Origin of the sequence: Streptomyces sp. NPDC059524 (genome assembly GCF_042749255.1) — a bacterium.
Classification (GTDB): domain Bacteria; phylum Actinomycetota; class Actinomycetes; order Streptomycetales; family Streptomycetaceae; genus Streptomyces; species Streptomyces xanthii.
Genome location: NZ_JBHYTK010000007.1, coordinates 72,202 through 92,789 on the forward strand (window position 1 = coordinate 72,202; position 20,588 = coordinate 92,789).

Below are 20,588 nucleotides of genomic sequence, written 5' to 3' on the forward strand. Positions count from 1 at the left end.
GCGCGGGCGGGCGGGGGGACAGGGGTGCTTCGGGGGGGGGTGGGGGGTGGGCTCGTCGATCGCGGCGGGCCCCGTGTGTGCGACCGCCGCGGCCGGGACCTGTCCCCAACTGATAAGTCATCTGCCCCGTGAGGTCAAGCGATGCGACAGACCGTGACCTAGCGTGGCACCACCCCGACGCCCCTCGAAAGGAGCCGGCCGTGGGCCCCTCGTCAGCCGCCGCCCGCGCACTTCCCTGCCACGGCCCCGCCGTCTGGACGGGGTCGGATCTCGCCGCATCCGGAGCCTGGCTGCGCCGTCCGACCCCCGGGCAGCTCGCCGAGCTCGCCACCGCCGTGCGCACGGTCCGCACCCGGGGCACACCGATGCTCCGGGTGACCGCCGCACAGTTCCCCGCACCTGCCTGGCACACCGAACTCCAGGCGACAGCCCACGAGTTGACACACGGGTGCGGGGTGGCGGTCGTACGGCGCATCCCCGTGGAAGGCTTCCGCCCGGCCGAGCGGGAGCAGCTGCTGTGGGGGCTCGGCCGGCATCTCGGCACGCCGGTCTCGCAGGACGTGACGGGCCACATGCTGGGCCGCCTGCCCGCGGCCGGTCCGCCCGCCGCCTCCCCCGGAGCGTTCCGCACCGACGACGCGGACACGACGGCCCTGCTGTGCCTGCGTCCCGCGCGGGCGTCCCTGGTCAGCTCGGCGGCGCTGCACAACGCCGTGCTCGACCGCGGGCCCGAACTGCTCGACCGCCTCTACCGCACCCATCACCTGGATCGCGGCCCGCGGCTGCCCGCCCTCGCCGTGCCCCTCGCCCACCGCACGGAGCGGCACTTCAGCCTCCGCTACGACCGTCACCGGATCGAGGCGGCGCAGGCACGGCCCGAGGTGCCGCGCCTGACCCACGAGGACGTCGCGCTGTTCGACCTCCTCGACGCGGCCGCCGCGTCCCCGGCCCTCCGCCTGGACCTCGACCTCTCCCCCGGCGACCTCCTCCTGCTCGACAACCACGCGGTGCTGCACACGCTCGCCTTCACACCACCCCGCGCGACCGCGCCCGAGGCCACCGCCGACGCCCTGCGCCTCTGGCTGACGCCACATCAGCCCCGGGACCTGCCCGCAGAGTTCTGGGGCGACACGGCCCGGGGCCCGCACGGGACGCGCGGCGGCGTCCCACCCCGTGACGTGATCACCCACCGCTCCCCCTTCCACGCAAAGGAACCCGCATGACCGCCCCTGGCCCCTCCGTGCCGAAGCCTCCGAACGTGTCCGCCCTGCCCGCGCTGCTCGCCCGGTCCGCCCGCGCGCACGGCGACCGTACGGCGGTCCTCGAGGGCACGGCCTCGCTCACGTACGCGCAGCTCGACGACCGGGCGGCACGGTTCGCGGCGCTGCTGCGGTCGCGCGGGCTGCGCCCCGGCGACCGGGTGGCGGTGGCGCTGCCGAACGTCCTGCGCTTCCCGGTCGTCTACTACGGCACCCTGTACGCCGGGGCCGTGGTGGTGCCGCTGAATCCGCTGCTCAAGGCGGGCGAGCTGGAGTTCGCGCTGCGGGACAGCGGGGCGCGGCTCCTGGTGGCCGCGCCGGCCGGAGCGGACGAGGCCTCCGCCGCGGCCGCACGGACCGGCGCCGAGTGCCTGGTCTCGGATCCGCCCGCCTGGGACGGACTGCTGCGCGCGCAGGACCCGTCGGCAGGCGCTGCGGCGGAAGCGGCCGCCGACGACACCGCGGTCATCCTCTACACCTCGGGCACCACGGGCACCCCCAAGGGCGCCGAACTGACCCACCGCAATCTGGTCACCAACGCCCTGACGACCGCCCGCACCCTGCTCCGGCTCACCCCGGACGACGTCCTCTTCGGCGGTCTGCCCCTCTTCCACGCGTTCGGCCAGACCTGCGCCCTCAACGCGGCGACCGCGGCGGGGGCCGCGCTCTCCCTGCTCCCCCGCTTCCAGCCGGACCGGGCCCTGGAGACGCTGCGGCGCGACGACGTCACCGTCTTCCTCGGCGTCCCCACCATGTACACGGCGCTGCTGCGCGCGGGCGTCGGCCCGGCCCTGCCCCGGCTGCGGCTCGGCGTCTCGGGCGGCGCCTCGCTCCCCGTGGAGCTGCTGTACGCCGCCGAGCGCGAGCTCGGGGTCACGGTCCTGGAGGGCTACGGACTGTCGGAGACGTCGCCGGTGGCCTGCTTCAACCCGCCGGACCGGCCGCGCAAGCCGGGTTCGATCGGCCTGCCGGTCGAGGGCGTCGAGCTGTGTCTGTTCGGCCCCGACGGGCGGGCGATTGGGCCGGGTGAAGTCGGTGAGCTGGCGGTCCGGGGCGAGAACGTCATGAAGGGGTACTGGCGGCGCCCGGACGCGACCGCCGCCGCGTTCCGGGACGGCTGGTTCCTCACCGGCGACCTGGCCCGCGTCGACGAGGACGGCTACCACTTCGTCGTGGACCGCAAAAAGGACCTGATCATCCGCGGCGGCTACAACGTCTACCCGCGCGAGATCGAGGAGGTCCTGTACACCCATCCCGAGGTGGTGGAGGCCGCTGTCGTGGGGGTGCCGCATCCGGAGCTGGGCGAGGAGGTCGCGGCCGTGGTGACCCTGCGGACGGACACGGGCCCGGCACCCGAGGCGCTCGTCTCCTACGTGAAGGAACGGGTCGCCGCGTACAAGTACCCGCGGATCGTGCGCATCGCCGCGACCCTTCCGAAGGGGCCGACGGGCAAGATCCTCCGGCGGGAGATCGTCGTACAGGACGACGCCTCCCGGACCGGCGCTTCGGTCACCACCCCGTCAGGAGCAGGTGGTTGACGAGCAGCGGCAGGGTCACCTGGGCGGCGAGCCAGGCGCGCGGGCGCGGGAGCAGGGCGCAGGCGGGGAGCAGCCAGAGGGAGAACGGGAGCCAGATGCGTTCCGTCTCCGCCTTGCTCATGCCGGACAGGTCGGCGATCAGCAGGGCCAGCAGCCCGGCCGAGGCGAGCAGGGCCGGACGGCGGGTCGCCGGTGGTCCGGTGCGGTCGGTCAGCGCGGTCACGGCGCGGCGCAGGCCCGCGACCGCGGCCAGGCCGACGATGAGGACCGTGCAGGCGAGGTTGGCCCACACCCAGTAGCCGTACGGGCGGATGCCGCCCGCGCCCTGGTAGTAGCGGGTCACGAGCAGCCGGTACGCCTCCCACCAGTCGAAGCCGGCGAGGGTGAACGCCAGCGGCACGACCGCGCATCCGGCGAGCAGCAGGAGGAGCAGCGCGGGGCGCCGTCGGATCTCGTGGCGGCCGAGCAGCAGGACGGCCGCGCCGATGACGGCGACGAGGGTGAGTCCGTAGGAGACGTAGCAGGTGAGGCCGTAGAGGAGACCGGCACCGGCGGCCCAGGCGATGCCGCGGCCGGTGACCGCGAGGGCGAGGAGGGCGACGGACCAGGCGGCGACGGCCGCGAAGTACGCGTCGGCGGACGCGCCCATCCACACGGCGCCGGGGGCGGCGACGAGGAACGGGGCCGCGCGGCGGGCCAGGGCCTCTCCGGCCAGGGCGCGGACCGCGATCAGGACGGCGACGCAGGCGGTGGCGCCGACGACGACGCACCACAGGCCGGCCCAGCCGCCGCCGCGCAGTCCGATCCGGTCGAGCAGCACGAACGTGAGCGTGGCGCCCGGCGGGTGGCCCGCGGTGTGGGCGGGCCAGTGGTCGGGCGAGTCGAGCAGGATGTGGTGCGTGAAGTCCCGCAGGGTGGCCGGGATGTCGTGGAAGCGGTCGATGGACTGGAGATATTCGTACCGAGTGGTGAGCCGTACGGCGATGCCGCGGTGCCAGCCGTCGACGAGGGCGAGGGACAGGATCCAGGCGGTGGCCGCCGTCCACGCGCCGGGCAGCAGGATCCGCCAGGGCAGGCGGGCGGCGACGGCGGGGCCGTAGGCCACGAGGAGGCCCGCGAGCACCAGGGCGGGGACGGTTCCGGGGCCGGTGTGGGGCAGCCAGTTCGCGTACAGCGGCGGCCAGCCGACGTGCAGCGTGCCGTACGTCCCCTCGATGTGCCGGCCCACGAGCACGGCCGCGACCACGAGCAGGGCCGCGGCCGTCGCGGCGGCGAGGTCGAGCAGGTCGCGGCGGGGGTCGGGGGCGAACTCGGTACGGGAGCCGGAGGGTTCGGTGCGGGTCACACCGGCACGCTAGGCCGTGCGGCGGTGCGCCGGACGTCTCCCGGGCCGGACGTCAGCGTTTCGTCATGGGTCGCAGCCGCCTCAGGGGGTGGGTCCCGGCCTACGGTCGGGGCATGCGCGACAGTTCTCCCTCGTCCCCCGCGTTCTGGCGCAGCCCCCTGCGCGGCCCCCGGTTCACCTCGGTGCTCGGTCTCGTCCTGCTCGTCGGCGTCACCGTGCTGTTCGTGACCGGGCTCGTGTCGTACGCGGCGTACAACCCGGACCTGGCTCCGGTGAACGACAAGACCCCCGACAAGGGGATCCTCGGCTTCTACCTGTTCGACTGGCCGACCGACCCGCACTGGCTGTACCGGCTGACGCAGGGCGTGCACGTCACGCTCGGCGTCACGCTGATCCCCGTCCTGCTGGCGAAGCTGTGGTCGGTGGTGCCGCGGCTCTTCGCGCTGCCTCCCGTCCGGTCCGTCACGCACGGCCTCGAGCGGCTGTCGCTGCTGCTCCTGGTCGGCGGCGGGCTGTTCGAGTTCGCGACGGGTGTCCTGAACGTGCAGCTCGACTACGTGTTCCCGGGCTCGTTCTATCCGCTGCACTTCTACGGGGCCTGGGTGTTCTTCTCCGCCTTCGTGGTGCACGCCGTGCTGAAGGTGCCGGCGGCCGTGCGGAACGTACGGCGGATGCGGGCCGGAGAGGAGACGGTCGAGGATCCCGCCGGGCTCGTGGCGCCGTCGCCGGACGCGCCGACGATGTCCCGGCGCGGGGCGCTCTGGTTCGTCGGAGGCGGCTCGGCCCTGCTCTTCGGCACGACCGTCGGACAGAACTTCGACGGGCCGCTGCGCCGCACGGCGCTGCTCACCCCGCACGGGGGCGCCGATCCCGGGACGGGGCCGAACGGGTTCCAGATCAACAAGACGGCCGCACTCGCCGGGATCGACGCGGTGGAGGCGGGCGATCCGGCGTGGCGGCTCACGGTGGTCGGGCGGGGCGGCACCGTGCGGCTCGACCGGGCGGCGCTCGCCCGGCTCGCGCAGCACAGTGCCGCGCTGCCCATCGCGTGCGTGGAGGGCTGGTCGACGTCCGATCAGTGGTGGCGGGGTGTCCGGCTGCGGGACCTCGCGGCGCTCGTCGGCCACGAGGACGATCCGCCGGGTGTCTTCGTCGAATCGCTCCAGCGCCACGGGGCGTTCCGGCACGCCGCGTTGAGCGCCTCCCAGGTCGCCGACCCGCGCTCGCTGCTCGCGCTCCAGGTGAACGGCGAGCCGCTGTCCGCCGACCACGGCGCTCCGGCCCGGGTCATCGTTCCCGCCGCGCCCGGTGTGCTCAACACCAAATGGGTGGCCCGGCTGACCTTCGGAAGGCTGTGACGCCCGATGACCGCGAGGAAATGGATCCCGGCTCGGCGGATCCCGCTGGGCAGCCCGCTCACCCTGCTGCTCCTGCTGTGCTCGTTCGCGCTGGCCGGATACGCCGGGGTGCGGCTGTTCGCCGGCGACTGGTTCGGCGTCGCCCTGTGGATCGTGGGCGCGGCCCTGCTGCACGATCTCGTGCTGCTTCCGCTGTACGCGGGCGCCGACCGGGCGCTCGTCCGGGCCTTCGGTGCGGCGGGCCGGCGCACGTGGGTCGGCTATGTGCGGGTGCCGGCCGCGCTGTCGTGCCTGCTGCTGCTCGTGTGGTTCCCGCTCGTCACCGGGATGACGGCCCGGCGTTACGCGCTGACGACGGGCCGCTCGGCGGACGTGTTCCTGGGCCGCTGGCTGCTGATCACCGCGGCACTGTTCGCGGCGTCCGCGCTGGTGTGGGCGGTCCGCACGCGCAGGGCGACGAAACTGCGGCCGCCCGCCTCCCACTGAGCGGTGGAGCGCAGGCCCGCCTCTTTCGCGTGACGCAGCAGGGCCGGGGTGCCGAGGCGCGCCCAGGGGAAGGGGCGGCCCGAGGCGCGGACGGGCGTGTCGGTGACCTCGACCTCGGCACGTTCGTCCACGTCCACGGGTGCCGTCTCGGCGATCAGCAGGCCGTCCGGGGCGAGGAGCCGGGCCGTGCGGCGCAGCAGGGCGTGCGGGTCGCCGCCGATGCCGACGTTGCCGTCCATCAGGAGGACCGTGCGCCAGCGGCCCTCGCCGGGCAGCGGGTCGAACACGGAGCGGTGCAGGGCGGGGCCGCCGAGCCGTGTCGTGCGTTCGACGGCGGTGGCGCTCACGTCGATACCGAGGACGGTGCGGCCGCGCGCGGCGAGTTCGGCGACGAGCCGGCCGGGGCCGCAGCCCACGTCGAGGACGGGGCCCTCGCAGCGGTCCAGGACGTCCCGGTCGACGGCGTCGGCGCGGGCGCACCAGCGTTCGACGTCGAGGGGCAGCAGCCAGCCGTCGGTACGGCGCAGGAACAGCGGGCCCGTGCCGGTGCGCAGCGCGGCGGTGTAGGGGTCGGCCGCGGCCCAGGGTGCCGCGTCGGCGGGCGGGGCGCTCATCCGCGGGCCCGCGTCGTGCACCGGGCGAGACAGGCGGCGAACCGGCTGTCGGGGGCGAGGGCGGCCACCGCGGCGGCGTCGGCGGCGGTGTCGACGTCGCGCAGGGTCGGCAGGTCGCGGACGCGGAGTCCGGCGGCGTGCAGCCTTTCACGCTGCACGGCTCCCGTACGGGCCGTGGACATGGGCACGCCGCGCAGGAGCGCGGGGTCGGGGGCGGCGAGGCCGAGGGCCCAGAATCCGCCGTCGAGCGCGGGGCCGAACCAGGCGTCGCAGTCCGTGAAGTCGACGGTGAGCTGGGCGGGACTGAGCTGAGGGGTGTCCATGCCGACGAGCAGGGCGGGCCCCTCGCACCCGGCAAAGGCGTCGGCCAGACGTTCGTCGAGGCCGCCGCCGCTCTGCGGCACGACGTCGAACCCGGCGGGCAGCCAGGGCCCCGGTTCCCCGTCGAGCACGAGGACGCGCCGCTCGGCGGGCGCGGCGGCCACCGCGTGCAGGGTGTCGCACAGGGCGGCCTCGGCGAGAGCGGCCGCGTCCTCGGGCGTGAACGGCGGCGTGAGCCGCGTCTTGACCCGGCCGGGGCGGGGTTCCTTGGCGATGACGAGAAGGGTGGTCACGGGGTACGGCCTTCCGGGGCGGGGGTGGTGGTCGGGGCGGGGACGGGGCGCTCGGCCCGGCCGGCCTCGCACGCGGGGCTGCGCGAGCCTGGGGGCGGCTGCTGGGCCGGGAAAGCGGGCGCGCGCGAGCCCGCGTGCGGCGGCGCGGCCGCGCGCCCGGGCGGGCCGCCCGGGGGGGGCGGGGCGCCGGGGGGGGGGGGGGGGGGGGGGGTTTGGCGGGACGGGGCGTGCCGGAGGCGGGCTGCTCGGCGGGGAAGACGGGACCGCGCGAGGCGGGGCGCGGCTGCTCGGCCGGGAAAGCGGGGCCGCTCGGGCCGAGGCGCGGCTGCTGGGCCAGGGCCACCCCTGAGCCTGCGCGGCCAGGGGCTCCCGTCACCGGGTCCCGCTGCGGCAGGGCGGCGGCGCAGGGGCTCACCGGGAGCGCCCTTCCGCAGCGGGCGGTGCCGTCTCCGCGAGGACGCGGCTCATGTCGCGTACGGCCTGCCACGTGCCCCGCCAGGTGCCCGTCACCTTGGAGGCGCCGCTGCGGGGGCGGTACGGCACGTCGTGCTCCGTGACGCGCCAGCCCGCGTCGGCGGCGCGGACGACCATCTGGAGCGGATAGCCGCTGCGCCGGTCGGACAGGTCGAGGGCCAGGAGCTCGGTGCGGCGGGCGGCGCGCAGGGGGCCGAGGTCGTGCAGGCGCAGGCCGGTGCGACGGCGCAGGAGGCGGGCGAGGGCGAGGTTGCCGGCGCGGGCGTGCGGGGGCCAGGCGCCCCGGCGCGTGGGGCGGCGCCGGCCGAGGACGAGGTCGGCGCGTCCGGTGCTCACCTCGTCGACGAACGGCACGAGCAGCCCGGGGTCGAGGGAGGCGTCGCAGTCGCAGAAGCAGACGATGTCGGCGGCGGCGGCGAGCAGCCCGGCGTGGCAGGCCGCGCCGAAGCCCCGTACCGGTTCGGGCACGACGGTCGCGCCGAGGGAGCGGGCGAGGTCCGCGGAGCCGTCGGTGGAGCCGTTGTCGACGACGAGGGCGCGCCAGCCGGGCGGGATGCGTTCGAGCACCCAGGGCAGCGCCTCGGCCTCGTCCAGGCAGGGCAGGACCACGTCGACGGACGGGGAGGGGTGGGGTGGGGTCGTCACGGCTTTCACCCTACGAGCGCGATCCGGGCATTTCGGATGCGCGCTCCTTACGAAACACGGACGTCCGCCGGTGCGGGCCCGTCCGGGGTCGTCGTGCGCGCGGGCGCGGTGCGAGGCTGGCCCCATGCAGCAGTCACACGAGCTCACGGGCCACGCGGCGCCCACCGACCCGGCGCGGGTCCTGGTCGTCGACGACGATCCGACGGTCGCCGAGGTGGTGGCCGGATACCTGGACCGCGCGGGTTTCCTGGTGGAGCGCGCCGCCGACGGTCCGACGGCGCTGGCCCGGGCCACGGCCCGGCGCCCGGATCTGGTCGTGCTCGATCTGATGCTGCCGGGCATGGACGGCCTGGAGGTCTGCCGGCGGATCCGGGAGAACGGGCCCGTGCCGGTGGTGATGCTCACGGCGCGCGGTGACGAGGACGACCGCATCCTGGGCCTGGAGATCGGCGCCGACGACTACGTGACCAAGCCGTTCAGCCCGCGCGAACTGGTGCTGCGCGTCGAGTCGGTGCTGCGCCGGGCCCGCCCGCGCACGGGGCTGCGGCCGCTGCGGGCGGCGGGTCTCGCGGTGGATCCGGCGGCCCGCCGCGCCACCCGGGACGGCGCCGAACTGGCCCTGACCCTGCGCGAGTTCGACCTCCTCGCCTTCTTCCTGCGGCATCCGGGGCGGGCGTTCAGCCGGGAGGACCTGATGCGTGAGGTGTGGGGCTGGGAGTTCGGCGACCTGTCGACGGTGACCGTGCACATCCGGCGCCTGCGCGGCAAGGTCGAGGACGATCCGGCCCGCCCGCGCCTCATCCAGACGGTGTGGGGCGTCGGCTACCGCTTCGAGCCGGACGGCACGCCCGGCTCCCAGGAGGCCTGAGCGATGCGCGACATCCTTCTCATCGCGCTGTACGCCTTCGCGGGCGCGGCGGCGACCGGTCTCGCCGGCGCAGCGCTGCTGCGGTGGACCCGGCGCCGGTCGCTGACCGCGTCGCTGGCCGTGGTCGCGGCCGTCGGGGTGGTCGCGATGCTGGCGGGCACGCTGGCCGTGGCGTGGGCGATGTTCCTGTCGCCGCACGACCTCACCGTCGTGACGACGGTGGTGGCGATGGCGGCCGTCGTGTCGCTCGCGACGGCGCTGCTGCTCGGCCGCTGGGTCGTCGCCCGCAGCCGTGAACTGGCCGTCGCCGCCCGCTCGTTCGGCGACGGCGGGGACTTCGCCGCTCCGGACCATCCGGCGACGGCCGAACTGGAGGCGGTGAGCCGGGAGCTGGCGGCGACCAGTGCGCGGCTCGCGGCGTCGCGGGAGCGCGAGCGTGCCCTGGAGACGTCGCGGCGCGAACTGGTGGCGTGGATCTCGCACGATCTGCGCACCCCGCTGGCCGGCCTTCGGGCCATGTCGGAGGCGCTGGAGGACGGCGTCGCGGAGGACCCGGACCGCTATCTGCGGCAGATGCGCGCCGAGGTGGAACGGCTCAACGACATGGTCGGCGACCTCTTCGAGCTGTCCCGCATCCACGCCGGCGCCCTGCCGCTCGCCCCGGCCCGCATGTCGCTGTACGACCTGGTGGGCGACGCGCTCGCCGGCGCGGATCCGCTCGCGCGGGAGCACGGGGTGCGGCTGGTCGGCGACGGGGTCGAGGCGGTGCCGGTGGAGGTCGACGGCAAGGAGATGAGCCGGGTGCTCGGCAATCTCCTGGTGAACGCGATCCGCCGCACCCCGGCGGACGGCACCGTCGCGGTCGCCACGGAACGCTCCGCGGAGGGGGTCGTGCTCTCGGTCACGGACGGGTGCGGCGGCATTCCCGAGGACGACCTCGACCGCGTCTTCGACACCGGCTGGCGCGGCACCCACGCCCGGACGCCCCCCGCGGGCGCGGGCCTCGGCCTCGCGATCGTGCGCGGCATCGTGGAGGCCCACCGCGGCCGGGCCACGGTCCGCAACATCCCGGGCGGCTGCTGCTTCGAGGTGACCCTGCCGACGGCGTCGTAGGCGCTGCGGTCAGGGAGCGCGCAGCTCGTCCCGGGCGAAGGAGCGCATGCCCGCCTCGAAGTCGACCGTCGGCTTCCAGCCCAGGTCGGCGCGGAGTCGCGCCGAGTCGGCGGTGATGTGGCGGACGTCGCCGAGCCGGTACTCCCCCGTGACGACGGGCTCAGGGCCACCGTGCGCGGCGGCCAGCGCCCGCGCCATCTCGCCGACGGTGTGCGGGTCGCCGCTGCCGGTGTTGTACGCGGTCAGGGCGCCCGGGGCGGTGTCGGCCTCCAGGGCGGCCAGGTTGGCGGCGGCGACATCGCGCACGTGGACGAAGTCGCGGCGCTGCCGGCCGTCCTCGTAGACCCGCGGGGCCTCGCCGCGCGCGAGCGCCGAGCGGAAGAAGGAGGCGACGCCCGCGTACGGGGTGTCGCGGGGCATCCGGGGGCCGTAGACGTTGTGGTAGCGCAGGGAGACGGCCGTGCCGCCGGTGGAGCGGGCCCAGGCGGCGGCGAGGTGTTCCTGCGCGAGCTTGGTGGTGGCGTAGACGTTGCGCGGGTCGGCGGGGGCGTCCTCGCCGATCAGGGCCGGTGCGAGGGCGGCGGCGCAGTGCGGGCAGCGGGGTTCGAAGCGGCCCGCGTCGAGGTCGGCGACGGTGCGGGGGCCGGGGCGGACGTCGCCGTGGCGCGGGCAGGTGTAGCGGCCTTCCCCGTACACGACCATCGACCCGGCGAGGACGAGGTGCCGGATTCCGTGGTCGGCCATGGCGGCGAGGAGGACGGCGGTGCCGAGGTCGTTGCGGGACACGTACGCGGCCGCGTCCCGGACGCCGTCGCCGAGCCCGACCTTCGCCGCCTGGTGGCAGACGGCGTCGACGCCGGTCAGGGCGCGGGCCACCGCGTCGGGGTCGCGCACGTCGGCGCCGGGGTCGTCCCGCACGTCGTACACGAGGGGTTCGTGGCCGTGCGCGGCGAGCGCCTCGACGACATGGGACCCGATGAACCCGGCACCGCCGGTGACCAGTACACGCATGGCGCCACGCTAGGCGCGGGGGCGGCGCGGGGCACGGGACGCGGCCCGCACGTCACGACTCCGTAAGACTCATCCGGTCACGAGGGAGACCTCGGTCGACTTCATCAGGGCGACGACGGGCGTGCCGGTGGTGAGGGCGAGGTCGGTGACGGCGTCGGAGGTCACGGCGGCGGTCAGCTCGACGGACCCGGCGGCGATCTTGACGGTGGCCATGGCCGGTCCCAGGGTGACGGCGCTGACGGTTCCGGCGAGCCGGTTGCGGATGGAGAGTCCTTCGACGGGGCCGATGGCGAGGGCGACCTCGGTGGACTTCACGAGCGCGGTGATCCGGGAGCCGGCGGCGATGCCCAGCTCGGCGACGGCCTCGGCGGTGACGGCCGAGGTCAGCTCCTGCCCGCCGTCGAGCCGGATCCGGACGGTGGCCATGGCGGCGCCGGAGGTGACGGCGGCGACGGTGCCGGGCAGCTGGTTGCGGATGCTCGTGCTCAGGGTCATGACGGCGCGCCTCACGGGTGACGGGGTGTCGGACCTGGCCAAGGTAGCCGCGCCGCGGGACATAGCCGGTCAAGCGGGACAGGCGTGTGTCGACGCCGCGTCACGTCACCGGACGCTGTGGTCCGCCGGCCCCGGGCACGCCTCGCGCCGGACCCGCCCGGCCGGGCAGCCCGAACCGGCGAAGTCCAGCACGCGTGTGCCGCGTCAGCGCACCGGACGCTGCACCCCCGACAAGGCACGCGTCACGCCGTCACCGCCTGGCCAGTCGACACCCTGACCGGGCCCACCCGCCACGCACCGGGCCCAGCCGCCCGCCGCCCCGCCGCCTCGGTCACATCGGCGCCGCCCGGCCGGGCAGCCCGGAGACCGGCGAAGCCCGGCGCGCACGTGCCGCGCCCGCGCACCGGATGCCGCGCGGCGCACCGGCCGCCGCAGCGCTGCCCCGCCACATCGGCCGAAACGCCCCGGGACCGCAGCCCCCGCCCCCCGTCACGCCGGATACGCATGCGTCTGTGTGGCCTTCACCGTCGCCCAGGCCGTCGCCCCGGGGTGCAGTCCCAGTTCCGCCGCGGCCACCGTCGTGAGGTCGGCGGCCAGGGACAGGCCGCCGGTGAGGGCGACGCGGATCTGGTCGGCGTGCGTCTCCATGCCGGTGACCTCGCACTCCCACAGGTTGCGGGCGCTGGAGCCGCTGGGGCGTTCGCGGTGGAGGGTGACCGCGCCGGGCGGGAAGGCGACGAAGACGGGGCCGTGCAGATCCTCGGTCGTGGTGATCTCCTGGCCTTCGTCGAGCCGGACCGCGTGTCCGTCCGCCTGCCCCCGGTAGAGGTTGAGGCCGACGAGCTGGGCGATGTAGTCGGTGCGGGGGCGGCGCGCGACGGCCGACGGGGTGCCTTCCTGGACGACGCGGCCGTGCTCGACGACGACGAGCCGGTCGGCGAGCACCATCGCGTCGAGCGGGTCGTGCGTGACGAGCACGGCGACGGCCTCGAACTCGGCGAGGTGGCGGCGCAGCTGGGCGCGTACGTCGAGCCGGGTGCGGGCGTCGAGCGCGGCGAGCGGTTCGTCGAGGAGCAGCAGCCGGGGCCGGGTGGCGAGCGCGCGGGCGAGGGCGACGCGCTGGGCCTGGCCGCCGGAGAGGCGGCGGGGCTTGGCGCCGGCGTGGTCGGCGAGGCCCATCCGGTCGAGCCAGGCGTGGGCCTGCGCGCGGGCCTCGGCCTTGCTCACGCCCTGGCAGCGCGGCCCGAACGCGACGTTGTCGAGCGCGCTGAGGTGCGGGAAGAGCAGGTAGTCCTGGAAGACGACGCCGACGGGGCGGGACTCGGGTGGGGTGGCGTCGAGCGGGACGCCGTCGAGCCGGAGGTGGCCGGCGTCGAGCGGGGCGAGGCCGGCGAGGGCGCGCAGGGCGGTGCTCTTGCCGGCGCCGTTCGGGCCGAGGAGGGCGACGACGTCGCCGGGCGCGGCGCTGAGGGCGACGTCGAGGTGGAAGTCGCCGCGGTCGACGACGAGCCGGGCGTCGAGCCCCTCGCTCCCGGGCTCTTCCCTGAGCGCGAGGGTCTCGGCGGCGCCGGGGGACTTCTCGGTGCGGGTCATGAGGCGGTCATCCAGCGGTCGCGCAGGCCCGCGAGGACCGCGATGGACACGGCGAGCAGGACCAGGCTGAGGGCGATCGCCGCGGCCGGGTCGCTCTGCAGGGCGAGGTAGACGGCGAGCGGCATGGTCTGGGTGCGGCCGGGGAAGTTGCCGGCGAAGGTGATCGTGGCGCCGAACTCGCCGAGCGCGCGGGCCCAGGCGAGGACGGATCCGGCGGCGATGCCGGGGGCGATGAGCGGCAGCGTGACGCGCCGGAACGCGGTGAACCGGGAGGCGCCGAGCGTCGTGGCGGCTTCCTCGTAGCGGGGGTCGGCGGCGCGCAGGGTGCCCTCGACGCTGATGACGAGGAAGGGCATCGCGACGAAGGCCTCGGCGACGATCACGCCGGTGGTGGTGAAGGGCAGGGTGACGCCGAACCAGGAGTCGAGGTACTGCCCGACGAGTCCGTTGCGCCCGAGCGCGGACAGCAGGGCGACACCGCCGACGACGGGCGGCAGCACGAGGGGCAGCGTGACGAGGGCCCGGACGAGGCCGCGTCCGGGGAACTCGGTGCGGGCGAGCAGCCAGGCCAGCGGCACGCCGAGCACGAGGCTGACGAGCGTCGCGGCGGTCGCGCAGACGAGGGACAGCTGGAGGGCCTGCCAGACCTCGGGGCTGGTGAGCTGGTCCGGCAGATCGCGCCAGGGTGCCCGGACGAGGAGGGCGACGAGCGGCACGATCAGGAAGGCGAGGCCGACGAGCGCGGGCAGCAGGAGGGGCAGGGGCGCGGTACGGGTACGACGGCGGCGCCGCGGGCCGCCCCGGGTGAGGGCGTCGGCCGCGGCGCCGGGCGTGCGGGGCTCGGTCACGGTGCGAGGAATCCGGCGGAGGTCAGCACCTTCTGCCCCTGGGAAGACCGCACGAGGTCGATGAAGGCCTGGGCGGCCTTGGCGTTGGGCGCCTTCTCGAGGAGGGCGATCGGGTAGTCGTTGACGGCGTCCGCCGACTCGGGGAACTCCACGCCTTCCACCTTGTCACCCGCGGCCTTGACGTCGGTCTTGTAGACGACGGCCGCGTCGGCCTCCTTGAGCTCGACCTTGGTGAGTGCGCTCTTGACGTCCTGCTCGTAGGAGACGGGGGTGAGCTTCAGCTTGCTCGCGTCGAGGGCCTTCTGCGCGGCGGCGCCGCAGGGCACGGCCTTGTCGCACAGGACGACCTTCAGGCCGTCGCCGGTGAGGTCCTTGAGGGAGGACACCTTGTGGGGGTTGCCCGGCAGGGTGGCGATCTCCAGCTGGTTGCGCACGAAGGTCTCGGGGGCGGCCGCGGTGCCCTCGGCGTCCGTGACGATCTTCATCGTCTTGGGGCTGGCGGCGGCGAACACGTCGGCCGGCGCTCCGCTGTTGATGCCCGCGGCGAGGCTGTCGCTGCCGCCGAAGTTGAAGGTGACGTGGGTGCCGGGGTGCTCCTTCTCGAACTGCTTGCCGAGCGTCGTGAAGCTCTCCTTGAGGGAGGCGGCGGCGAACACGTTCACGGTGCCGGACACCTTGCCCCCGGACGACGCGGAGGCGTTGCCCTCGTCCGACGCTCCGGACGGTTCGGCGGAGCCGCACGCGCTGAGCGTCAGCAGTGCGGCGGCGCCGAGGCCGGCGAGGGTCAGCGTGCGACGGGTCCGGCGCGCGGAACGAGCTATCACAGGTCCACTCCCTTGGTTCCTGGCTTGCGGGGATCATACTGCCGCAGGTGCAAGGGGGAAGTCTGCTGTGGCATCGCATGAGCTGGCCTGCAGATCGGACCAGCCATGCATGTGCGTTTATACGGAGCGGGCGCCGCCCGAGGGGATCAGGTCCGGTCGATATGGACATTCGTCGACTTGACCCGGGCCGTGGCCTCCATGCCGACCTCCAGCCCGAGCTCCTCGACGGCCTCGCGGGTGAGCAGGGAGACGAGCCGGTGCGGGCCGGCCTGGATCTCGACCTGGGCGGCGATGTCGCCGAGCTTGACGGCGGTGACGATGCCGGGGAACGCGTTGCGGACCGAGGTGGAGGAGATCTCGTCCTCGCCGGAGCCGCCGCTCCTGGCGAGTTCCACGGAGAACGCGGCGAGATCCCTGCCGTCGACGAGCCGCCGTCCGGCCTCGTCGCGATGGGTGGCGACGCGGCCGGCGTCGGCCCAGCGGCGTGCGGTGTCGGGGCTGACGCCTAGCAGCCGAGCTGCCTGGCCGATGGTGTAGGACTGCATGGCCCTCAACATAGCGACCGCGTCCGGACGGGCGGCACGGTGTGGATCATCGCGGCCCTGCCGCATCCACTCGTACCACTTAGGCTACGAATATCCGGTTTCACCCTGTTCTCCCGGTCCGAGGAGTCGGCATGTCGAGCCAGCCCGAACCGATCAGCGCCACCGGCCGCGAGGCCCTCGAGCGTCAGCGCGCCGATCTCGCCGCCGAGCGCGCTACGGTGGCCGCCACCCTGAGCGATCCCGACCAGGTGGGCGACATGGCCGACTCGGCCGACGAAATCCAGCGCGCCGAGGAGCTGCGGCGCCTCGACGCGCGGATCGAGGAGGTCGAGCTGCGGCTGCGCGAAGGCGCGGCGGAGGGAGCGCCCGACACCGCGGAGGTCGGCGTGGGCAGCACGGTCACCGTGCGCTTCGACGACGGCACCGAGCAGACCGTGGAGATCAGCGAACTGCCCGACGCGTCGACGCCTTCGCTGGTCACGTCCGACAGTCCGCTGGGGCTCGCCCTGATGGGTCGGCGCCCCGGGGACACGGTCGACTACCGCACGCCCGCCGGGCCGACGTCGGCCCGCATCGTCTCGCTCGGCTGACGACGGGCCCGTGACGGGGGCCGCGATTGGCGCTTCGTGCGCTGCTCGGGTAGACCCGTCACGTGCTGTTCCGTCAACTCGAGTACCTGGTCGCGCTCGCCCGTGAGCGCCATTTCGCCCGCGCCGCACAGAGCTGCCACGTCTCCCAGCCGGCGCTGTCCGAGGCGATCCGCAAGCTGGAGGACGAGCTGGACGTGCCGCTGGTGCGGCGCGGCCGCAAGTACGAGGGGCTCACCCCGGAGGGCGAGCGCATCGTCGTGTGGGCGCAGCGCATCATCGCGGACCGGGACGCGCTCCGGGACGAGGTCGGCGCGCTGCGCAGCGGTCTGAACGGGCGGCTGCGGATCGGCTCGATCCCGACGGCCTCCGGCGCGGTGTCCCTGCTGACGGGCCCGTTCTGCACCGCGCACCCGCTCGTCACCGTGGACGTCCTGACGGACCTTCAGTCGGTGGACGTCTTCCGGCTGCTGCAGAACTTCGAGATCGACGCCGGCATCACGTATCTGCACAAGGAACTGCCCGAGGGCGTCCAGACTCTCCCCCTGTACGAGGAGCGGTACGTGCTCCTGACGACGGTGGCCGAGGGCCTGACGCACCGGCGCTCGGCCACCTGGGCCGATGCGAGCCGGTTGCCGCTGTGTCTGCTGACCGGGTCGATGCAGGGCCGCCGGGTCCTCGACGAGGTGTTCGCGTCGGTGGGTCTCACGCCGTCGCCCCGGATCGAGACGGACTCGGTGGGCGCGCTGTTCGCGCACGTCAGGACGGGCCAGTGGGCGAGCGTCGTGCCGCAGGCCTGGCTCCACGTGTTCGGCGTGCCGCACGGGATGCAGGCGCTGCCGCTGATCGACCCGAGCGCGGCGGTCCCGGTCGGTCTGGTCTGGTCCGCGAGGGAGCCCGGCTCGGTGATGGCGCGCGCTTTGGTCGAGGTGGCGCGGCACGAGGACCTGGCGACGACACTCGACCGGCTGCCGGACGCCCGCTGAGCGGACGCCCGGCCCGCGGGCTCGGTCAGCCGGCCGGGACGGCGGCCAGCCGCTCGGCGCCCGTGTAGACGTTCATCGACGTGCCGCGCAGGAAGCCGACCAGGGTCAGCCCGCTCTCGTCGGCCAGGTCGACGGCGAGCGAGGACGGCGCGGACACGGCCGCGAGCACCGGGATGCCCGCCATGACCGCCTTCTGCACGAGTTCGAAGGAGGCGCGGCCGCTCACCATGAGGACCGTGCCGCGCAGCGGCAGCAGGCCCTCGCGCAGGGCGTGCCCGACGACCTTGTCGACCGCGTTGTGCCGGCCGACGTCCTCGCGCAGGCAGAGCATCTCGCCGTCGGCGGAGAACAGTCCGGCGGCGTGCAGTCCCCCGGTGCTGTCGAACACCTTCTGCGCCGCGCGCAGCCGGTCCGGGAACTCGGTGAGCCGCTCGATGTCGAGCCGCACCGGGTCGTCCTCGACCGTCCAGGCGGCAGTGGTCCGCACGGCGTCGAGGCTCGCCTTGCCGCACAGGCCGCACGACGAGGTGGTGTAGAAGTTCCGCTCCAGGGAGGCGTCGGGCGGGGTGACGCCGGCGCCCAGGACGACGTCCACCACGTTGTACGTGTTCCCGCCGTCGGACGTGGCGCCCGCGCAGTAGCGGATCCCGGCGACGTCGGCGGCCCGGTGGACGACGCCCTCGCTGACCAGGAACCCGGCCGCGAGGTCGAAGTCGTCGCCCGGGGTGCGCATCGTGACGGTCAGCGGGCGCCCGTCGACCCGTATCTCCATCGGCTCCTCGGCCGCGAGGGTGTCCGGCCGGTGGGAGACCACCCCGTCGCGGACCCGCATCACGCGCCTGCGCGCGGTCACTCGCCCCATGTCGATCCTCCTGCCTTCACAGTGCCACGCCGTCGGCGGTCGCACCGCCGGAGGCGGCCGGTTCGAGCCGGACCAGGACGCTCTTCGACGTCGGCGTGTTGCTGATGTCGGCGACGCTGTCGAGCGGGACGAGGACGTTGGTCTCCGGGTAGTAGGAGGCGGCCGAGCCCTCGCTGGTCGGGTAGGAGACGACGCGGAAGCCGGGGGCGCGGCGCTCGGTGCCGTCGTGCCAGACGGAGACGAGGTCGACGAGGTCGCGGTCGGCGAGGCCGAGGGCCTCGATGTCGGCGGGGTTGACCATGACGACCCGGCGGGCGTTGTGGATGCCCCGGTAACGGTCGTTCATGGCGTAGGGGATGGTGTTCCACTGGTCGTGCGAGCGCAGGGTCTGCAGCAGCAGGTGGCCCGCGGGGACCTCGGGCATCGTGAACGCGTTGACCGTGAAGACGGCCTTGCCGCTGGGGGTGCGGAAGACGCCCTGGTTGACGGGGTTGGGCAGACGGAAGCCGCCGGGGGCCGCGACCCGCTCGTTGAAGTCCTCGAAACCGGGGACGACGCGGGAGATGCGGTCGCGGACGGTGCCGTAGTCCGCCTCGAAGTCCTCCCAGGGGATGGCGGGACTGTCGCCGAGGACCTTGCGGGCGAGGCGGGAGATGATCGCGATCTCGCTGAGCAGGTGCGGGGAGGCCGGGGCGAGGCGGCCGCGCGAGGCATGCACCTCGCTCATGGAGTCCTCGACGGTGTAGAACTGCTCGCCGCCCGCCTGGACGTCGCGGTCGCTGCGGCCGAGCGTCGGCAGGATGAGGGCCGTGTCGCCGCAGACCGTGTGGGACCGGTTGAGCTTGGTGGAGATGTGGACGGTGAGCCGGCAGCCGCGCATCGCCTCTTCGGTGACGTCGCTGTCGGGGGTGGCGCGGACGAAGTTGCCCGCGACGCCGACGAAGACCTTGGCCTTGCCGTCGCGCATGGCGCGGATGCCGTCGACGGAATCGAGGCCGTGCTTCTCGGGCGGCGTGAAGTCGAACTCGCGGCCGAGCGCGTCCGTGAACGCCTGCGGCATCCGCTCCCAGACGCCCATGGTGCGGTCGCCCTGGACGTTGCTGTGGCCGCGGACGGGGCAGACGCCGGCGCCCGGCTTGCCGATGTTGCCGCGCAGCATCAGGAAGTTGACGATCTCGCGGATGGTGGGCACGCCGTGCTTGTGCTGGGTGACGCCCATGGCCCAGCAGACGATGACGCTGCGGCTCTTGAGGACCTGCTCGTGGACCTGCTCGATCTCGGCGCGGGAGAGCCCGGTGGCCATGAGCACGTCGTCCCAGGACGTCTTGCGGGCGTGCTCGGCGAACTCCTCGTAGCCGGTGCTGTGGGTCGTGATCCAGTCGTGGTCGACGACGGTGCCGGGGGCCTTCTCCTCGGCCTCCAGGAGCATCAGGTTGAGGGCCTGGAAGAGGGCGAGGTCGCCGCCGGCCCGGATGTGCAGGAACTGGTCGGCGATCTGCGTGCCGCGGCCGATGACGCCGCGGGCCTTCTGCGGGTGCTTGAAGCGCAGCAGTCCGGCCTCGGGCAGCGTGTTCACGGCGATGACGCGGCCGCCGTTGCGCTTGGTCTCCTCCAGCGCGGTCAGCATGCGCGGGTGGTTGGTGCCCGGGTTCTGGCCGACGACGAAGACGAGGTCGGACTCGTGGATGTCGTCGAGGGTGACGCTGCCCTTGCCGATGCCGAGGGTCTCGGTGAGGGCGGAGCCGCTGGACTCGTGGCACAGGTTGGAGCAGTCGGGCAGGTTGTTGGTGCCGTAGGCGCGGGCGAACAGCTGGAGCAGGAACGCGGCCTCGTTGTTGAGGCGGCCCGAGGTGTAGAAGAGGGCCTCGTCCGGGGAGTCGAGGGCGCGCAGCTCCTGGGCGACGAGGTCGAGGGCCGCGTCCCACCCGATGGGCTCGTAGTGCTCGGCGCCGGGGCGCTTGACCATGGGCTCGGTGAGCCGGCCCTGCTGGTTGAGCCAGTAGTCGGACTTCTGGTCGAGCTCGGCGACGGTGTGGTCGCGGAAGAAGTCGGCGGTGACGCGGCGCGAGGTGGCCTCGTCGGCGATGTGCTTCGCGCCGTTCTCGCAGTACTCGTTCTTGTGCCGCTTGCCCGGCTTGGGCTCGGGCCAGGCGCAGCCGGGGCAGTCGAAGCCCTTGACCTGGTTGATGTTGAGCAGGGTGAGGGCGGTGCGGCGTACGGAGGTCTGGCCCAGGGAGTACTCGAGAGCGTGCGTCACGGCGGGTACGCCGGTCGCCCACTCCTTCGGCGGGGTGACGGAGAGATCGTCGACCGGGTCCTGGATGTCCGCCATGTTCCGTTCTGCCTCTTTCCTCGTCCTCATTCGGCTTCCCCGGCCGCGCCGGGCGCCCAGCGAATTCACTTTCCGGTACACCGGCGAATTCGTCAAAGAGGCGCTGTCGATCACGTGATAGGCGGCGCCGATCACGCCTTCATAAGCGCGGGCTATCAGACGATCGAAAAGACCAGTTTGACCGCGCGGGA

At 74.3% G+C, this 20,588-nt stretch carries 19 protein-coding genes; 7 read left to right on the top strand and 12 right to left on the bottom strand.

What is annotated here, in order from left to right; all coding sequences use genetic code 11:
- Positions 1 to 200: 200 nt before the first annotated feature.
- Together ACFW9D_RS03385 and ACFW9D_RS03390 are read left to right on the top strand one after the other, a co-directional pair.
- Positions 201 to 1,223, top strand: a complete 1,023-nt coding sequence (locus tag ACFW9D_RS03385) for a TauD/TfdA family dioxygenase (RefSeq protein WP_384617214.1) — start codon at positions 201 to 203, stop codon at positions 1,221 to 1,223.
- A complete protein-coding gene (locus ACFW9D_RS03390; protein WP_384617217.1) occupies positions 1,220 to 2,797 on the top strand; it encodes a long-chain fatty acid--CoA ligase in 1,578 nt (525 codons plus the stop codon). Before ACFW9D_RS03385 ends, ACFW9D_RS03390 begins: the two co-directional genes overlap by 4 nt.
- Here ACFW9D_RS03390 and ACFW9D_RS03395 read toward each other — a convergent pair.
- On the bottom strand, positions 2,769 to 4,082 hold the full coding sequence (locus tag ACFW9D_RS03395) for a hypothetical protein (protein WP_384617273.1): 1,314 nt from the start codon (positions 4,080 to 4,082) through the stop codon (positions 2,769 to 2,771). The genes ACFW9D_RS03390 and ACFW9D_RS03395 overlap by 29 nt on opposite strands.
- A 173-nt stretch (positions 4,083 to 4,255) precedes the next feature.
- Here ACFW9D_RS03395 and ACFW9D_RS03400 point away from each other — a divergent pair, with 173 nt between their 5' ends.
- Positions 4,256 to 5,500 (top strand): molybdopterin-dependent oxidoreductase, encoded by a 1,245-nt coding sequence (locus tag ACFW9D_RS03400; RefSeq protein ID WP_384617218.1) that lies wholly within the window; start codon positions 4,256 to 4,258, stop codon positions 5,498 to 5,500.
- Between the two features lie 341 nt (positions 5,501 to 5,841).
- Here ACFW9D_RS03400 and ACFW9D_RS03405 read toward each other — a convergent pair whose 3' ends face one another.
- The 3 genes from ACFW9D_RS03405 to ACFW9D_RS03415 form a co-directional block, all read right to left on the bottom strand.
- Positions 5,842 to 6,600 carry a bifunctional 2-polyprenyl-6-hydroxyphenol methylase/3-demethylubiquinol 3-O-methyltransferase UbiG gene (locus ACFW9D_RS03405; protein WP_188335346.1) on the bottom strand — a complete coding sequence of 253 codons (759 nt, stop codon included), beginning with the start codon at positions 6,598 to 6,600 and terminating at the stop codon, positions 5,842 to 5,844.
- On the bottom strand, positions 6,597 to 7,214 hold the full coding sequence (locus ACFW9D_RS03410) for a DUF2064 domain-containing protein (RefSeq protein WP_384617220.1): 618 nt from the start codon (positions 7,212 to 7,214) through the stop codon (positions 6,597 to 6,599). Before ACFW9D_RS03410 ends, ACFW9D_RS03405 begins: the two co-directional genes overlap by 4 nt.
- Positions 7,215 to 7,625: 411 nt before the next feature.
- The gene (locus tag ACFW9D_RS03415; protein ID WP_384617223.1) at positions 7,626 to 8,342 is read right to left on the bottom strand and encodes a glycosyltransferase family 2 protein; all 717 of its coding nucleotides are present in this window, start codon (positions 8,340 to 8,342) and stop codon (positions 7,626 to 7,628) included.
- A gap of 115 nt (positions 8,343 to 8,457) precedes the next feature.
- Here ACFW9D_RS03415 and ACFW9D_RS03420 point away from each other — a divergent pair, with 115 nt between their 5' ends.
- Together ACFW9D_RS03420 and ACFW9D_RS03425 are read left to right on the top strand one after the other, a co-directional pair.
- Complete coding sequence (locus ACFW9D_RS03420; RefSeq protein WP_384617226.1) at positions 8,458 to 9,201, top strand: response regulator transcription factor; 744 nt, start codon at positions 8,458 to 8,460, stop codon at positions 9,199 to 9,201.
- Positions 9,202 to 9,204: 3 nt separating this feature from the next.
- Positions 9,205 to 10,314: a sensor histidine kinase gene (locus ACFW9D_RS03425; RefSeq protein ID WP_384617228.1), complete on the top strand. Its 1,110-nt coding sequence runs from the start codon at positions 9,205 to 9,207 to the stop codon at positions 10,312 to 10,314.
- Between the two features lie 9 nt (positions 10,315 to 10,323).
- Here ACFW9D_RS03425 and ACFW9D_RS03430 read toward each other — a convergent pair whose 3' ends face one another.
- The 6 genes from ACFW9D_RS03430 to ACFW9D_RS03455 all read right to left on the bottom strand — a co-directional run bounded on the left by ACFW9D_RS03430 (position 10,324) and on the right by ACFW9D_RS03455 (position 15,630).
- On the bottom strand, positions 10,324 to 11,325 hold the full coding sequence (locus ACFW9D_RS03430) for an NAD-dependent epimerase/dehydratase family protein (RefSeq protein WP_384617231.1): 1,002 nt from the start codon (positions 11,323 to 11,325) through the stop codon (positions 10,324 to 10,326).
- A gap of 69 nt (positions 11,326 to 11,394) precedes the next feature.
- Positions 11,395 to 11,814, bottom strand: coding sequence for a molybdopterin-binding protein (locus tag ACFW9D_RS03435; protein WP_188341145.1), 420 nt, complete (start codon positions 11,812 to 11,814; stop codon positions 11,395 to 11,397).
- 495 nt (positions 11,815 to 12,309) lie between these two features.
- Positions 12,310 to 13,413 (bottom strand): ABC transporter ATP-binding protein, encoded by a 1,104-nt coding sequence (locus ACFW9D_RS03440; RefSeq protein ID WP_384617234.1) that lies wholly within the window; start codon positions 13,411 to 13,413, stop codon positions 12,310 to 12,312.
- Positions 13,410 to 14,273, bottom strand: coding sequence for a molybdate ABC transporter permease subunit (gene modB, locus ACFW9D_RS03445; RefSeq protein ID WP_384617275.1), 864 nt, complete (start codon positions 14,271 to 14,273; stop codon positions 13,410 to 13,412). The genes ACFW9D_RS03440 and modB overlap by 4 nt, the downstream gene beginning before the upstream one ends.
- Positions 14,258 to 15,082 (bottom strand): molybdate ABC transporter substrate-binding protein, encoded by an 825-nt coding sequence (modA, locus tag ACFW9D_RS03450; RefSeq protein WP_384617277.1) that lies wholly within the window; start codon positions 15,080 to 15,082, stop codon positions 14,258 to 14,260. The genes modB and modA overlap by 16 nt, the downstream gene beginning before the upstream one ends.
- Positions 15,083 to 15,231: 149 nt before the next feature.
- Positions 15,232 to 15,630, bottom strand: coding sequence for a molybdopterin-binding protein (locus ACFW9D_RS03455; RefSeq protein WP_188335355.1), 399 nt, complete (start codon positions 15,628 to 15,630; stop codon positions 15,232 to 15,234).
- A gap of 131 nt (positions 15,631 to 15,761) precedes the next feature.
- Between ACFW9D_RS03455 and ACFW9D_RS03460 the strand changes: the two genes are divergently transcribed.
- Both ACFW9D_RS03460 and ACFW9D_RS03465 read left to right on the top strand, forming a co-directional pair.
- Entirely contained in the window at positions 15,762 to 16,220 is a 459-nt protein-coding gene (locus ACFW9D_RS03460) for a GreA/GreB family elongation factor (protein WP_188335356.1), read from the top strand.
- Positions 16,221 to 16,282: 62 nt separating this feature from the next.
- Complete coding sequence (locus tag ACFW9D_RS03465; RefSeq protein ID WP_384617237.1) at positions 16,283 to 17,203, top strand: LysR family transcriptional regulator; 921 nt, start codon at positions 16,283 to 16,285, stop codon at positions 17,201 to 17,203.
- 25 nt (positions 17,204 to 17,228) lie between these two features.
- Here the strand turns inward: ACFW9D_RS03465 and fdhD are convergent, their stop codons facing one another.
- Together fdhD and ACFW9D_RS03475 are read right to left on the bottom strand one after the other, a co-directional pair.
- Positions 17,229 to 18,065 (bottom strand): formate dehydrogenase accessory sulfurtransferase FdhD, encoded by an 837-nt coding sequence (gene fdhD / locus ACFW9D_RS03470; protein WP_384617240.1) that lies wholly within the window; start codon positions 18,063 to 18,065, stop codon positions 17,229 to 17,231.
- Positions 18,066 to 18,081: 16 nt separating this feature from the next.
- Entirely contained in the window at positions 18,082 to 20,397 is a 2,316-nt protein-coding gene (locus ACFW9D_RS03475; protein ID WP_384617242.1) for an FdhF/YdeP family oxidoreductase, read from the bottom strand.
- Positions 20,398 to 20,588 lie beyond the last annotated feature (191 nt).

Bases quoted from the DNA above. Each gene is read 5' to 3' on its own strand.
- ACFW9D_RS03390 (WP_384617217.1), top strand. From the start codon at position 1,220: ATGACCGCCCCTGGCCCCTCCGTGCCGAAGCCTCCGAACGTGTCCGCC.
- ACFW9D_RS03400 (WP_384617218.1), top strand. From the start codon at position 4,256: ATGCGCGACAGTTCTCCCTCGTCCCCCGCGTTCTGGCGCAGCCCCCTG.
- ACFW9D_RS03405 (WP_188335346.1), bottom strand. From the start codon at position 6,600: ATGAGCGCCCCGCCCGCCGACGCGGCACCCTGGGCCGCGGCCGACCCC.
- ACFW9D_RS03420 (WP_384617226.1), top strand. From the start codon at position 8,458: ATGCAGCAGTCACACGAGCTCACGGGCCACGCGGCGCCCACCGACCCG.
- ACFW9D_RS03425 (WP_384617228.1), top strand. From the start codon at position 9,205: ATGCGCGACATCCTTCTCATCGCGCTGTACGCCTTCGCGGGCGCGGCG.
- ACFW9D_RS03430 (WP_384617231.1), bottom strand. From the start codon at position 11,325: ATGCGTGTACTGGTCACCGGCGGTGCCGGGTTCATCGGGTCCCATGTC.
- ACFW9D_RS03440 (WP_384617234.1), bottom strand. From the start codon at position 13,413: ATGACCCGCACCGAGAAGTCCCCCGGCGCCGCCGAGACCCTCGCGCTC.
- ACFW9D_RS03455 (WP_188335355.1), bottom strand. From the start codon at position 15,630: ATGCAGTCCTACACCATCGGCCAGGCAGCTCGGCTGCTAGGCGTCAGC.
- ACFW9D_RS03460 (WP_188335356.1), top strand. From the start codon at position 15,762: ATGTCGAGCCAGCCCGAACCGATCAGCGCCACCGGCCGCGAGGCCCTC.
- fdhD (WP_384617240.1), bottom strand. From the start codon at position 18,065: ATGGGGCGAGTGACCGCGCGCAGGCGCGTGATGCGGGTCCGCGACGGG.
- ACFW9D_RS03475 (WP_384617242.1), bottom strand. From the start codon at position 20,397: ATGGCGGACATCCAGGACCCGGTCGACGATCTCTCCGTCACCCCGCCG.